We start from the raw sequence: 14,609 nt of genomic DNA, 5'->3' as shown, positions 1-14,609 counted from the left end.
ATAGAGAGTTAAGCATTTGAGGAGAATTTAATATATCATCCGCCCACTCAAATTGTCGTGGATGAAAGGGGTATCCACCTAACTTAACTACTAGATGAGCCAATCGACCGGAAGGAAAAGCCCGCCACCTTTCTCTAACGTCCCTAACTTCAAAGTTAACAACGATATTCCGACGATTTTGAATAGTGGTCCTAACGTTTATTACTGCATTACGACAAGAATTAGACTGTGCAAAAGATGGCAATTGACTGCCAAAAAGCAGACTTATACTACAAAAGAGAACGGTGATTGATTGTTTCATAAAAAACTCCTATCCGTGATGGCGGCGAGGGTGGTAAAGGTTTCTTAGGAGGTTTGGGGGGTGGCTATGGTCTCAAGGCGGGGGTTCCCGGCGGATAGATTCTGGCTTTGACTCCCTTGTGAATAAACTCGATCGCACCATTAGCACTATAATACCATCAGAGGATAGGTGATTGTCGATTTTCCGGGCAAGTCGCCCCTCAATTCCCGCCGCCAATCTATGTATCCCGACACTCAAAAAAGGGGGTGGTTCGCGGGACTTATACCCGTCCGAACAAAACACAAGTTAAAATAACAAATACTGCCCGCCGCTAGGCAGAAAAGGGGCGGATTCGAGGGGTCTAGGACCTAAATAACTACTGGTGCGGAAATATGACTCATCCCAATTGAGGAATATCGCGCCGGGGATTTAGGTTAAATTTAAATTGTGCCGGATAGGTTTGTATGGATAGGTTTGAGTCAATCACCCGACAGATTGAAAGGCTTCGGAGTCATACTCGCCATTTATCATCGCGAGGAGGGACGGCTGAAGTGGTAAATCAGGGTACAAATAAGCAAAAATCTAGTGCGATCGCATTGAAGAACTCAGAAACTCCGGCGGGAAACGGTAACGGTTCCCCGACCCGGAAAAGGCGATCGTCTCAAATCGGTTATCCCCTCCTGTGGGTAATAGCAATTAGCACCCTCACAGGTGTCATGGGGGTTCGCTTTTATAACCAACCCAGATTATCAGTCGGCAGATATGCTCCCGAATCCTTTATCGCTCCGGCTGATGCTACTATTGAAGACATAAAAACCACCGAAGAAAAGCGCCGAGCCGCTCAAATTGGCGAGATATCCGTTCTGGTTATCGATCCGACTATTGACCGGGAAATTCTGCAAAACCTGGAATCAGTATTTGATCAAATTAACACCATTCGAGAATTAGCTGGACCCCTTCCCTATGTTAACACTGGCATTGTCTCCACAGATGTCCAGAGCCATATTCGCCAGCTACCACAACGACAATGGCAAGAGTTGATTACCAAAGTTAATCAGACCCCTAGTTTAGAAACCACCGACGAACCGGAAACCGTCACGGTCGATAAATCTAATATCCAAAAGTTTAAGAGTAAATTGGAGCAGGAAAGACAGCAACGTAAGGCTTATTTACAACTGTCTCAATACCGCAACCGAGTTGACGAGGAAGTTTTTTCAGATTTAATTGGGGAAATATCAAATGCTCGTCGCAGCTATGCCCAAGCCGTTGATTTACTCTCCGAACAACAGACCTCAGAAGCTAGATATCTATATGATAGCACTGTATTAAACTGGTCTGATGAACTATGGCAAGAGACCCAATTTGGCATTTTACAGATAGCTAGACAAATGCTATCCCAAGGTATCGCTCTAGGTTTACCTAATGACATTATCAGACAAGCTGCCAGTCTCCATGTTAACGGTGCAATTCCCCCAGAATCCCAAGGCTTTGCTAATACAGTTTTAACCAGATATCTCCGACCTAATTTGATTAAAGATCCCGTAGCTACCCGACGACGAGCTGAATTAGCTGCCCAAAAAGTTGAAACCGTGGTGGTGACTGTCAATAAAGGTGATGTGATTATCCAAGAAGGTGAGACGATCACTCAGCGAGAATTTGTCATCCTTGACTATTTTGGGAAGAGTGAACGGGGGATTAATTGGAGAGGCTTAATGGGGTTTGTCTGCTTAGTGACAGTCTCGATTGTGATTGTGCTTGTAGTACAAAGAAAATTCCGTCCGGGTTTGCGACGACGAGATTATATTCTCTTATTGATACTAAGTCTCAGCACTCCGGTGTTATTACTTTTAAAAATACCAGCTACGAATTTGCCAGCGGTGGGGTTATTAATCGGGAGTTTTTATGGCTCTGCAGTCGGTGTGACTGTGGTAACTCTCCTATCAATAATGCTTCCCATTGGTATGGAAATTGAGACCATTTCCCTGGTGGCTAGTGCCGCTGGTGGTCTGGTGGGTAGTTTAATGGCTGGAAAGTTGCGATCGCGTGAAGAATTAGCCCTCCTAGGTGGGGCGGTAGGTATAACTCAAGGGCTAGTTTATTTAATCGCTACCCTGATGGTAAGTTCTACGGCTACGGTGATTTTTCATGTGCTGCTGGGGGCGGTCACTCTCAAAGTTTTGGAAGGTTTGGCTTGGAGTATTGTCGCTTTAGGATTAAGCCCCTATTTAGAGCACGTTTTTGACCTAATTACACCCATACGACTAGCAGAATTAGCTAATCCGAATCGCCCCCTACTGAAAAGATTAGCCACAGAAGCTCCTGGCACTTTTCAGCATACCATGTTTGTGGCTAGTTTAGCAGAAGCCGCCGCCAGTCACCTAGGCTGTAATGTGGAACTGGTACGGACGGGAACCCTTTACCATGATATTGGTAAAATGCACGACCCCCTAGGATTTATTGAAAATCAGATGGGTGGTCCGAATAAACATGATGAAATTGACGACCCCACAGAAAGCGCTCGCATTATTAAAAAGCACGTCAGCGAGGGTTTAGTTATGGCTCGTAAATGTCGCTTACCTAAAGCTATTCAGGCTTTTATCCCCGAACATCAGGGACAAATGTTGATTGCTTATTTTTACTATGCAGCCCAACAAAAAGCCAAAGAAGATAATAGCATTGTAGTTAAGGAAGAAGATTTCCGCTATGATGGACCTATCCCCCAATCTAAGGAAACTGGTATTGTCATGTTAGCAGATTCCTGTGAGGCGGCATTGCGATCGCTTAAAGATGCCACCCACGAAGAAGCCTTACAAATGGTTAATAAAATTCTGCGCGCTCGGTGGCAAGATAATCAATTAGTAGATTCGGGATTAACACGGGAAGACATGGCAAAAATTGCCGAAATTTTCGTCCGGGTCTGGGAACAAGTTAACCATAAACGTATCGCTTACCCCAAAGGTGTTTTCTCATCAAGATAATGGATAATTGACAAATGTTTTCCCAAGTTTATTATTTACTCTGCTCTCAAAAAGATGGTCAATATGTAGCCGCTCATCCTAACCCGGATTTACCCGAAAGCTATGTGCTGCTATTTGCCGAACATTTTGAAGCCCTTAGCTACCTGAACCAACATGGCGCAGAAGTTAGCGATCGCTTTACCGTTGAATCTATCTCAGGTTCTCAAATCCAAAGCATTGTTCAACGTTGGGGATTTTCTGGCTTGGGGATGGTCAAAGACCCCCTGATTCCCACCATTGAATTTTTATCCATTCAACCGGGATAATAATAACCGCTCCCTGGGGTATTTCCTCTAACTGCATTTCACAGATGCCATCTAGCCCTCAATGTGCAAAAATAATCCCAGAGAGTTCTATGATCATCAACAGCGCGGAGTTAAACTGTGGAGTCCCGATATAATCCTGCATCCATCGAACAGAAGTGGCAAAACACATGGGCTGAACAGGGGTTGTACCAAACCCATCAAGACCCCAATAAACCCAAATTTTATGCCCTATCCATGTTTCCCTACCCATCGGGAAGCCTGCACATGGGTCATGTGCGTAATTACACCATCACCGATGTAATCGCGCGACTGAAGCGGATGCAAGGATATCGCGTCCTACACCCCATGGGATGGGATGCCTTTGGACTACCAGCCGAAAATGCAGCCATTGATCGCGGTATCCCTCCCCAAACCTGGACTTATCAAAACATCGCCCAAATGCGCGAACAACTCCAACGGCTGGGATTTTCCATTGATTGGGATGCTGAAGTAACCACCTGTTCGCCGGAATATTATCGCTGGACTCAGTGGATTTTTCTGCAATTTTTCCAAGCCGGACTCGCCTACCAAAAAGAATCGGCGGTTAACTGGGACCCCATCGACCAAACCGTATTAGCTAACGAACAAGTAGATAATGAGGGGCGTTCCTGGCGTTCTGGTGCCATAGTAGAACGGAAATTATTGCGCCAGTGGTTCCTCAAAATTACCGACTACGCCGAAGAACTCCTCAATGACCTGGAAAAACTCCCCGGTTGGCCAGAACGAGTGAAACTAATGCAGGCTAACTGGATTGGTAAATCTGTGGGGGCGCGTTTAGATTTCCCCATTGTGGGAGTTGATGATCAAATCTCTGTGTTTACCACCCGTCCTGATACGGTCTATGGGGTGACTTACGTTGTTCTCGCCCCAGAACATCCCTTAGTCGCCCAAGTTACCACAAAAGACCGCAAAGCTGAGGTAGAAGCCTTTATTAAACAAGTGACGGCTGAAAGCGAAATGGAACGCACCGCTGAGGATAAACCCAAGCGCGGCATTCCCACGGGTGGAAAAGCTATCAATCCTTTTACTAAAAAAGAGGTTCCTATTTGGATTGCGGATTATGTCCTCTATGAATACGGAACTGGCGCGGTGATGGGGGTTCCCGCCCATGATGTCAGAGATTTTGCCTTTGCTACTCAATACAATTTACCCATTCGCCAGGTGATTGTTCCTGATGATGCTGATAACGATAATGACCCGGATGATGAGGTGAAGCAAGCCTACACGGAACCGGGAATTATGGTAGACTCAGGACCTTTTAGCGGCGAACACTCTAGCCACGGTAAACAGGCGGTGATTGAGTATGCGGAAGATGAAGGCTATGGGGAAGGAAGGGTTCAATATCGCCTCCGGGATTGGTTGATTTCTCGTCAACGCTATTGGGGTTGTCCGATTCCGATTATTCATTGTCCTGACTGTGGGGCGGTTCCGGTTCCTGATGGGGATTTACCTGTGAAATTGCCGCAAAATGTGGAATTTAGCGGCCGTGGTCCGTCTCCGTTGGCAACTTTGGAAGATTGGGTTAATGTTCCCTGTCCTAGTTGTGGCACGCCAGCCAAGCGGGAAACTGACACTATGGATACGTTTATTGATTCTTCCTGGTATTTCCTGCGCTATCCTGATGCTCAAAATGCTGACCAGGTTTTTGATGTGGCTCAGACTAATGATTGGATGCCTGTTGATCAGTATGTGGGGGGGATTGAACACGCGATTCTACATTTGTTGTATTCTCGCTTTTTTACTAAGGTACTACGCGATCGCAATTTATTAAAGTTTGATGAACCTTTCCAACGGTTATTAACTCAGGGGATGGTGCAGGGGATTACTTACAAAAACCCGAAAACTGGTAAATATATCCCCCCGAATCTAGTTAACACCAATGAACCCAAAGATCCAGAAACAGGCGATCGCTTGCAGGTTTTCTTTGAGAAAATGTCGAAATCCAAATATAATGGAGTTGATCCATTATTGGTAATGGAAAAATATGGCGCAGACACCGCCCGTATGTTTATCCTCTTTAAAGCACCCCCAGAAAAGGATTTAGAATGGGATGATGCTGATGTCGAAGGACAATTTAGATTCCTGAATCGGGTATGGCGGTTAGTTACCGAATTTGCGGCTAATCACTCGGTTAGTAGTACCAAATCAACTACTGGGAATCTGAATAAAGCCGAAAAAGACCTGCGCCGCGCTATCCATAATGCTATTAAAGAAGTTACCGAGGATTTAGAGGGGGATTACCAATTTAATACAGCCGTATCGGAAATGATGAAATTGAGTAACGCCCTATCTGATAACAGCAAAATTCAAGACTCCCCCATTTATCAGGAAGGAATCGAGACTCTGTTAAAACTTCTGGCTCCTTTTAGTCCCCATATTACTGAGGATTTGTGGCATCAAATTGGTCATAGTGATTCAGTTCATCTACAGTCTTGGCCGACATTTGACCCCAGTGCTTTAGTGGTGGATGAAATCACCTTAGTAATTCAAATCAATGGTAAAACTCGCGGCACTATTCAGGTGGCTAGTGGGGCGGATAAGTCTACTTTGGAACAACTAGCCAAAGACTCAGAAATTGCTCAACGACACCTGGAGGGTAAGCAACTACGCAAGGTGATTGTTGTACCTGGTAAGTTAGTCAATTTTGTGGTCGGTTAATTTACCATTTAACGATTTTGGTAGGGTGCGTCAGAAATCAATTATCGGGTGTTCAGGATAATTCTCTAATCATGATTTTGGTAGGGTGCGTCCAAACCCGGCTATATAAATCCTCACCGAATAACTATCGGCTGACGCACCTTCAATCAATTATCGGGTGTTCAGGATAATTCTCGGTGTCTGACGCACCCTACGGGAACTAGGGTAGCTGGGGGTTAAAAGCGGATTTTGTTTTTCATAAAATGCCCGAAAAGTCCGAAACAAAGGGCAATTTCTGCGACAATGATTTGATCACCAAAATGGTGATGGCGTTGGGGGGAATGATAATGAACTTGGCTGATAGCATTTAAGTCAATAATGCGATCGCTGATGGGAATCATCAACTTATCCCAGTGGCTACCTTCGCCAATTTCTACAGCCCAACTACCCATGACTGAGTAATCAGGTTCAAACAAAAATAAACCGTTTTCGTCTGTTATTCCTTTGGTCTCGGGCAAATTGGAGTCGGCGGGAGGATGCACGACTACATCGGCATTATAAAAGGCTTCTCCGGTACTAAATACGGCCTCGATTTCTAGGGCTTCCCCTTGTAGATGATAGTTGGTGAGGACACTATGGGCTAAGGCATCTCCGGGAAAACCTAGGAGACTAATAAAAATGGCGATCGCTACTACAAACTGTTTAAATTTCATCGGCTTTTGAGACTACTAAAATTGACTAATTGGCACTACTGATATCGGTCGTTTTAGGCGAAAGAGTGGGCTGAGATAAATGTTAAACCCATGCCAATCAAAACGACAAAGAAGGCACTTACAATAGATAACTTCTGCAAAATCATCTGATTTTCTGGGAACTTTTCCAGCCACTGACCAGCATAAACGGCTACTAAGCCTAAACTGACTAGGACTAATGCTAACCCTAAACTAAAACTGCCCACTAGAAATAATCCATAGACGATCTGGTGTAGGGCTACTGCACTTAATAACAGAACAAGTGCTGTAGGGCAAGGAACTAACCCGCCAGCAATCCCTAATTTAATCAGAGATGATACACTACTTGAGGTGTGACTGTGGCTGTGGCTGTGACCGTGGCTGTGACCGTGTCTGTGGCTGTGACTGTGACCGTGGCTGTGACTGTGGCTGTGACTGTGACTGTGGCTGTGGCTGTGGGAATTTAATCTTTTTCTGAGTAGGTCTAAGCCAATGAGACAAATGGCGAATCCACTGAAACCACTCAGTAGGGGATACAATTGTTCTGGTAAGATATATTGGGAAGCAAATAGGGCGATCGCACCTAAGACAAAAACACTGAGGGTATGGGTGGCTGTGGTGGTGACTCCTAGTAAAATGGCTTGTTGTGGGGTTCCCTTACTGCCGATTAAATAGGCACTTACTAGGGTTTTACCATGTCCTGGGGATAGGGCATGAATTGCACCTAGACCAAAGGCAATGGCTACCCCTACCAGAATTGTAGTTAAATTCGGATCGGCTGTAAGCAGATTCACCAAATCGGCGCTATGGTTGAGATGGGCGAAAATTAGATTTGCTCTCATGTTAACAGTGATATGCTATAGGTCTGATTTGACGGTTAAGTTGATATTACGACAATAGCCAATTATAAGCTGTCGTTGATGGATATGGGGAAAAGTTGCAGGGTGAGTTTTGGTTGATGACTTGTGATTATGATTGATTTGCCCTAATAGTGCGGTTGATTTTTGGGCAGTTTGATAAGTCTCATGGGTGAGGATTTACAGGTGATTAAATAACGGAGATTTACGGGACTATTTTAAGGTTCTGATAGTCACCACCTGGGGAGGTGTAGCATCTGGGGGATAGCGGAAATCTAACCGAACTAAACGGGTTTCTTGTGGCTTCAGCTTGAGAGTTAGTAGGGGTTCAAGAATTTGTCCGCGACGATGCCATAAATGCAGATATTTAGTATTTTCCACAGAGCGATCGTCGTGATATTGTAGGCGGACGGTGCCGCGAAAATAGGGGAAATCCCAGGGAGGCTGTCGGAACATCAACCCGCCTTGGGATAGGTTTTCTTCCTTTTGAGGAGTTTCTAAAGTAATGGTGACTACCTGTTGAGTATCTGTAGGATTAAACAGGGGAGTAGTTAGATCATAATGAACGCCATAATTACCATGGGATTGATAAGCAGTATCAGGATAGCGAACGGCTAATTCGGCGGCTTGAATTTGACGGGTTCCCAAGGTGCCGCTTCGGATGGTACTAATCACATAAGAAATGGCTTTTCCGGCTTCAGGAATAGTTAGGTAGTTAGCGGCTTCATCAACTAAATCGGCTTGCCATTTAGAACCCTTTTGTACTCCAGCGACTCGACTATAAACTAACTGACCAGTAGTTTGTTCGGGTGGAGTTGGTAAGCGATCGCGAGGCTGTGCTAAACTGCCATTATACAGGAGATTTTGCCATTCTTGTAATTCTGGCGATCGCTCCTTACCATCAGGGGAAATCTTGGCATACATTGCCAAACTTGCCACATACAGATGAGAAGGAGTGGGAACAGTGCCACTGGTGGTACAATTGAGGCGCATAAAAGTCGATCGCCCATTGACCGGACGTTCCAAGCCTTTAACCGGAATTGGATGATTTAACAACATCCGCATTTCGCCGGGGGGAATTTCTAACTGAGAGGGAAAATCGGCTAGTCGGGTTCCCCGCATCACCGCATCAACGGCGCGAATACCGGGTCCTGAATAGACATTTCCCAGGGAATTATCAGCCATGGGCGGTTTCTCCTGAAAAGGGGCATCAGGTTCCAACAAATAACTCGCCACCGCCGGAATATGCAGCCTCACAGGCTCGTTATGGGGGTTGTAGACCAAAATACCTATATAGAGGGTTTTGGACTCTGGTGGCGTATGTACGAAGTGATGGGCGAACAATTCAAACTCACCCCCCAGAGGATAATCAAGATGGGCTTCTGGGACAGCCTTACCATGAGGGGGAAATGTGGATAGCAAAATTCCCTCCTGCTTCACCCACTCCGGGCTGTTACTATTAAACATTGGGATATCGTCCAAAGCGCCGGGGAGAGGTCGCACTTCCCCCGGTTGAATGGCGACTGAATGTTCCCTTTGGGCTTTCAGAGCAGCCAATAGGGGGTTTTTAGGGGACTTCCAGGCTAGTAATTGGGTAGTTACCTGGCTTTTCACCGGAACTACCACGGACACCCGAAACAAGATCCCCGCCAAACCGCCGCCTAAAGCTGCGAGTGCGACAATGCAAATAGAGGTGATGAGATTGAAAACTCGATCCTTCATTGATCCTGAGATTTTAGAGTTCCAAATTGTTAATTGATTATGTCCTATTCACCACAATTCCTCAGCGGGAGCGAAATTCGTCAGAAATTCCTCAATTTCTACGCCGAACGTCAGCATAAAATTATGCCTAGCGCTTCTTTGGTCCCAGAAGATCCTACCGTCCTGCTAACTATCGCGGGAATGCTACAGTTTAAACCCATATTTCTAGGACAGCGACCCCGGGAAGTTAACCGCGCCACTACGTCCCAGAAATGTATCCGCACCAATGATATCGAAAATGTAGGACGCACCGCCCGCCATCATACTTTTTTTGAGATGTTGGGTAATTTTAGCTTTGGAGACTATTTTAAAGAACAAGCGATCGCTTGGGGTTGGGAAATTTCTACCGAGGTATTCGGACTGCCGCCAGAACGTTTAATTGTTAGTGTATTTGAGGAGGACGACGAAGCCTTTGCGATTTGGCGAGATCAAATTGGTATCCCCCCCCACCGCATTCAACGTATGGGTGAAGAAGATAACTTCTGGAAATCTGGACCGACGGGACCCTGTGGCCCCTGTTCGGAGATTTATTATGATTTCCACCCAGAAAAGGGGGATGACAATATCGACTTGGAAGATGATAGCCGATTTATTGAATTTTACAACCTGGTTTTTATGCAATATAACCGGGATGCTGATGGCAACCTGACCCCTTTACAAAATCAGAATATTGACACGGGTATGGGGTTGGAAAGAATGGCGCAAATTCTGCAATGTGTGCCGAACAACTATGAAACTGATCTGATTTTCCCGATTATTAAAACGGCGGCGGATCTGGCGGGTATTGATTACGCTAAAAGTGATGATAAAACTAAGGTTTCTCTCAAGGTGATAGGGGACCATCTGCGGGCGGTGGTTCATCTGATTGCTGATGGGGTGACTGCTTCTAATGTGGGGCGAGGTTATATTCTGCGGCGCTTAATTCGCCGGGTGGTACGTCATGGGCGCTTGATTGGTATCACCGGAGAATTTACTACCAAGGTGGCGGAAACGGCGATTGGTTTATCGGAAGATGTTTACCCGAATACCCGCGAACGGGAAAGGGTGATTAAGGGGGAATTGCAACGGGAAGAATCGCGGTTTTTGGAGACTTTGGAAAGAGGAGAAAAACTGCTGGCTGAATTGTTGGCAAAACAGCCGGATCAAATTTCTGGTCAGGATGCTTTTGTTCTCTATGATACCTATGGATTTCCCCTAGAATTAACTCAGGAAATAGCTGAGGAAAATGGGTTAACTGTTGATGTGGATGGTTTTGAGGCGGAAATGTCTGCCCAAAGAAAGCGATCGCAAGCCGCCCATGAAACTATTGATTTAACTGTTCAGGGTAGTTTGGATAAGTTGGCAGAACAGATCCACCCAACGACATTTTTGGGCTATGATTTCCCGGACTCTGAAGCGACGGTGGAAGCGGTTTTAATTGCTGGTAAATCGGTGACGGAAGCGGTGGCGGGAAGTGAGGTGCAAATTGTGCTTGACCAAACTCCTTTTTATGGGGAGTCTGGGGGACAAATTGGCGATCGCGGTTATTTGACTACTTCTGATGTGATTGTCCGGGTTGATGATGTGAAAAAAGATTCGGATATTTTTATTCACTTTGGTAGGGTGGAAAGGGGAACTTTAACTGCGGGAATTACTGTGAATGCACGCATTGACCGCGCTTGTCGTCGTCGCGCGCAGGCTAATCATACGGCTACCCATTTATTGCAAGCGGCACTAAAATTAATTGTTGATCCGGGTATTTCTCAGGCGGGTTCTTTGGTGGCTTTTGACCGCCTACGATTTGATTTTAACTGTCCTCGTGCTTTGACAACTGAGGAGTTACAACAGGTGGAAAATCAGGTGAATAGTTGGATCGCTGAAGCACACCCAGCCACGGTGACACAAATGGCTTTAGAGGAGGCTAAAAATAAGGGGGCGATCGCTATGTTTGGCGAAAAATATGCGGCGGTGGTGCGGGTGGTTGATTACCCGGGTGTATCTATGGAGTTGTGCGGCGGAACTCATGTTACTAATACGGCGGAAATTGGATTATTTAAGATAGTTTCGGAAACCGGAATTGCGGCGGGTATTCGGCGCATTGAAGCTGTCGCGGGACAGTCGGTTTTGGATTATTTGAATGTCCGAGATGCGGTGGTTAAAGAATTAGGCGATCGCTTGAAAGCTAAACCGGAGGAATTGCCAGAACGCTTCACTAATTTACAAGCTGAATTAAAAACGACTCAGAAACAGTTGGAAGCTGTGAAAGCTGAGTTGGCTATAGCACAATCTGACCAATTATTATCTACTGCTGAAAGGGTGGGAGATTTGCCAATTCTGGTGGCGGAACTTCCCGGAGTTGATGGAGAGTCCCTGAAAACGGCGGCGGAACGTTTACAGCAGAAATTAGGCGAAAGTGCGGTGGTTTTGGGGTCTGTAAGTGATGGTAAGGTTAGCCTAGTGGCGGCTTTTAGTCCGGTGGTAGTTAAGGATAAGAAGTTGCAGGCTGGTAAGTTTATTGGTGCGATCGCTAAATTATGCGGCGGTGGCGGCGGTGGTCGTCCGAATTTAGCCCAAGCTGGCGGACGCGACCCTAGTAAATTACCCGAGGCTTTATCAACAGCAAAATCTCAGCTAATTGACGCATTGAAATAGTTAGTAAATCAGGTGGGTAAAATACCCACCTTGGGGATATGGGGGCGGGTTTAGCAATATGGTCGCCGGGAAATTTAATTGACTCCTGGGATATGGGGGCAGGTTTAGCAATATGGTCGCTGGGAAATTTAATTGACTCCTGGGATATGGGGGCGGGTTTAGCAATATGGTCGCTGGGAAATTTAATTGACTCCTGGGATATGGGGGCGGGTTTAGCAATATGGTCGCTGGGAAATTTAATTGACTGTGGAACCCGCCCCTACGGGATAAATGCTAGTTTTTGTGAAATGATTAAAACCCAAATATCTACATAGGTGGATATTCGGTAGATAATTCCTGGGGTGGGGTAGCGGTTAGATGGAGATTTGCGCCAGTTTGAGGATGTTGGAAACTCAGAGAATAAGCGTGTAAATAATATCCACAATCTCCCGGAAATGTGCTATGATGGTTTGAGGTTGGGTCGGGTATGCGTGGCTTTCCGCCAATGGTATAAAGAGGATCTCCCACTAGGGGAAATCCGGCGGCGGCGAGGTGAATGCGAATTTGATGGGGTCTACCTGTCAGAATGGTTACTTGTACGATCATTTTATCGGTGTCTCGCTTAATTACTTGACAGTGACTTTCGGCGGATAATCCGGTTTCTGTCGCGCCGTAAATATACCCGATAATCGGATGGGGAATTTTGCCGATCGCACAATTAATACTAAAATAATCCCTAGGACTACAACCTTCAGCTAAGGCTAAATAAACCTTAGTAATTTGTCGGTGGCGCATTTGTTGGGTTAAATGCGATCGCGCTAAGGTAGACCTCGCCAATAGCACCAGTCCTGATGTTCCCCTACCTAAGCGATGAATTGGTATCGGTGTATCCTGGGGATATTCCCTTTGTAATTGTCGCAGTAGGGTATGTTCCAAAAAACCGCCACCAGGTATCACTGGAAGTCCTGACGGTTTAGCAATTACTAAAATATCTGCATCTTCATAAATTACCTGGAAAGATAGGGGAACATCTGGTTCACTCCACGGGGGTCGATGATAGGCGAGTTGCTGTCCGGCTTGAAGTTCTATTTCTGCTGTCGCTGGCTTTCCATTTAACCAAATCTGCTGCTTATTAATGCGATCGCACCATTCATTTCTACTGGAATGGGTATATCGCTTGCTATAGTAATCCAAGATAGTTAATCCGGCGCTAAGGCGATCGACTTGTTCCCGATAAATCCAACCTGAATTTAACAATTAACTCTCTTCTCAAGACATGAGATTAAATCTATCACCAAATCACCAATTTGTCAACCCATGACCATCACATATCACCTGGGGGAAACTCTCCCTAACAGGTAAATTTCCCCCTCAACATACTAGATGATTACACCAAATTTTATACATGAGATAACCTTCGATTAATTGGTGAATTAAAGTAGACTTTACTGCGGTTTGTTTAGGAGTGTTTTTACCTGCTCTAGTAAAACTGTGGGAATTTGGCAAATACCCCCTTGTTCCAGTACACCCCAAGTCATTTCTAGCCAAGGTTCCCGTTTATGGATTACTTCCTCTATTTCCAAAGAACTATGCAGAACCGTCAGACATTTGAGATTACCGCGATCGCGACAAAATTCATGCCACGGGGCAATTTCTTCTGGCTTAGAACTAATGATTAAATAATGAGTACAGGCTTCTAGTAACGGTACTTTTTCCGTCTGTACTTGACCACCTACATCTACCACAACTAAAGTTTTTTGACGACGTAGATTAAGGATAGCTTGACTATGATGCTGGAAAAAATTATCAGTTATCCCACCCTTATAAGCAAGTTTATAGGCTTCGCGATCGCTTGATTTTGTCATCTCCCCTAACTCCAAAATCCAGTTACCTTCACCATCCCAGTGAGCCCTCTGTAAATATATGTCAGAATACTCAGTTAATAGGGTGCGGAATAGTGCGTGGGACAGGACAGATTTACCGCTGTCAGGTGGTCCTACAATCATCATGGCTGGACACAAACGCGGGGGTAAATTTTCCTGTACATCGATAGATAAAACCTGTCCGACCTGAGTTTGGCGGGAGTGGGTGGCAACTACCACCGCACCTAAGCGCGGATCGTAGCAAGCCACCCAAGCAGCCGGGTGTAGTTCATGAATTAGATAGCCATAAAGCCAGATCGGACCACGCCCGGAAATAACTATACCACCTTTATAGTCAATGTGGGCAGGTAAATTCTGGTCTCTCAAATCTTCCGGGGAGATTAGGCGGTCTTTAGTTACCAATTCAATAGACAGAATCTGATAACTTAACCCTTGTACAGACCGGGATTGACTTAAAGTTAATTTAATCGCTGGTTCAGCAGACTGGGGCATTTTTTTTAACCGACAAATTAAGCTACAAATATTGTA

The 14,609-nt window shown here is 45.5% G+C and carries 10 protein-coding genes; 5 read left to right on the top strand and 5 right to left on the bottom strand.

What is annotated here, in order from left to right; genetic code table 11:
- Positions 1-744 precede the first annotated feature (744 nt).
- From XZ46_RS18700 to leuS, 3 genes are all read left to right on the top strand, one after another.
- The gene (locus XZ46_RS18700) at positions 745-3,258 is read left to right on the top strand and encodes an HD family phosphohydrolase (RefSeq protein ID WP_008052603.1); all 2,514 of its coding nucleotides are present in this window, start codon (positions 745-747) and stop codon (positions 3,256-3,258) included.
- A gap of 14 nt (positions 3,259-3,272) precedes the next feature.
- A complete protein-coding gene (locus tag XZ46_RS18695; protein ID WP_006624299.1) occupies positions 3,273-3,563 on the top strand; it encodes a hypothetical protein in 291 nt (96 codons plus the stop codon).
- A 117-nt stretch (positions 3,564-3,680) separates the two neighbouring features.
- Positions 3,681-6,260 (top strand): leucine--tRNA ligase, encoded by a 2,580-nt coding sequence (leuS, locus tag XZ46_RS18690; protein ID WP_008052602.1) that lies wholly within the window; start codon positions 3,681-3,683, stop codon positions 6,258-6,260.
- Between the two features lie 215 nt (positions 6,261-6,475).
- Here the strand turns inward: leuS and XZ46_RS18685 are convergent, their stop codons facing one another.
- The 3 genes from XZ46_RS18685 to XZ46_RS18675 all read right to left on the bottom strand — a co-directional run bounded on the left by XZ46_RS18685 (position 6,476) and on the right by XZ46_RS18675 (position 9,549).
- Positions 6,476-6,952 carry a hypothetical protein gene (locus tag XZ46_RS18685; RefSeq protein ID WP_006624302.1) on the bottom strand — a complete coding sequence of 159 codons (477 nt, stop codon included), beginning with the start codon at positions 6,950-6,952 and terminating at the stop codon, positions 6,476-6,478.
- A 53-nt stretch (positions 6,953-7,005) separates the two neighbouring features.
- Positions 7,006-7,812, bottom strand: coding sequence for a nickel/cobalt transporter (locus tag XZ46_RS18680; RefSeq protein WP_006624303.1), 807 nt, complete (start codon positions 7,810-7,812; stop codon positions 7,006-7,008).
- Positions 7,813-8,040: 228 nt separating this feature from the next.
- Entirely contained in the window at positions 8,041-9,549 is a 1,509-nt protein-coding gene (locus XZ46_RS18675; protein WP_006668425.1) for a DUF3370 domain-containing protein, read from the bottom strand.
- Between the two features lie 39 nt (positions 9,550-9,588).
- On the opposite strand from XZ46_RS18675, the gene alaS reads away from it, so the two are divergent.
- Both alaS and XZ46_RS18665 read left to right on the top strand, forming a co-directional pair.
- Complete coding sequence (gene alaS, locus XZ46_RS18670) at positions 9,589-12,219, top strand: alanine--tRNA ligase (protein ID WP_006668426.1); 2,631 nt, start codon at positions 9,589-9,591, stop codon at positions 12,217-12,219.
- Positions 12,220-12,257: 38 nt separating this feature from the next.
- Positions 12,258-12,533, top strand: coding sequence for a hypothetical protein (locus XZ46_RS18665; RefSeq protein WP_048895171.1), 276 nt, complete (start codon positions 12,258-12,260; stop codon positions 12,531-12,533).
- Here XZ46_RS18665 and XZ46_RS18660 read toward each other — a convergent pair.
- Entirely contained in the window at positions 12,526-13,455 is a 930-nt protein-coding gene (locus tag XZ46_RS18660) for an RluA family pseudouridine synthase (RefSeq protein ID WP_008052599.1), read from the bottom strand. The two genes, XZ46_RS18665 and XZ46_RS18660, sit on opposite strands and share 8 nt — an antisense overlap.
- Positions 13,456-13,643: 188 nt before the next feature.
- The gene (gene crn3 / locus XZ46_RS18655) at positions 13,644-14,573 is read right to left on the bottom strand and encodes a CRISPR-associated ring nuclease Crn3/Csx3 (protein WP_006624309.1); all 930 of its coding nucleotides are present in this window, start codon (positions 14,571-14,573) and stop codon (positions 13,644-13,646) included.
- Positions 14,574-14,609: the final 36 nt, after the last annotated feature.

It is taken from the genome of Limnospira indica PCC 8005 (assembly GCF_000973065.1).
GTDB classification, from domain to species: Bacteria; Cyanobacteriota; Cyanobacteriia; order Cyanobacteriales; family Microcoleaceae; genus Limnospira; species Limnospira fusiformis.
The sequence above is the reverse complement of the archived record's forward strand: the minus strand, read 5'-3'. Positions and strand labels throughout refer to the sequence as shown.

What these genes read in the sequence shown, in the direction of transcription:
- alaS (WP_006668426.1), top strand. Translation starts at nt 9,589, where the DNA reads ATGTCCTATTCACCACAATTCCTCAGCGGGAGCGAAATTCGTCAGAAA.
- XZ46_RS18675 (WP_006668425.1), bottom strand. Translation starts at nt 9,549, where the DNA reads ATGAAGGATCGAGTTTTCAATCTCATCACCTCTATTTGCATTGTCGCA.
- XZ46_RS18665 (WP_048895171.1), top strand. Translation starts at nt 12,258, where the DNA reads ATGGGGGCGGGTTTAGCAATATGGTCGCCGGGAAATTTAATTGACTCC.
- XZ46_RS18685 (WP_006624302.1), bottom strand. Translation starts at nt 6,952, where the DNA reads ATGAAATTTAAACAGTTTGTAGTAGCGATCGCCATTTTTATTAGTCTC.
- crn3 (WP_006624309.1), bottom strand. Translation starts at nt 14,573, where the DNA reads ATGCCCCAGTCTGCTGAACCAGCGATTAAATTAACTTTAAGTCAATCC.
- XZ46_RS18680 (WP_006624303.1), bottom strand. Translation starts at nt 7,812, where the DNA reads ATGAGAGCAAATCTAATTTTCGCCCATCTCAACCATAGCGCCGATTTG.
- XZ46_RS18700 (WP_008052603.1), top strand. Translation starts at nt 745, where the DNA reads ATGGATAGGTTTGAGTCAATCACCCGACAGATTGAAAGGCTTCGGAGT.
- XZ46_RS18695 (WP_006624299.1), top strand. Translation starts at nt 3,273, where the DNA reads ATGTTTTCCCAAGTTTATTATTTACTCTGCTCTCAAAAAGATGGTCAA.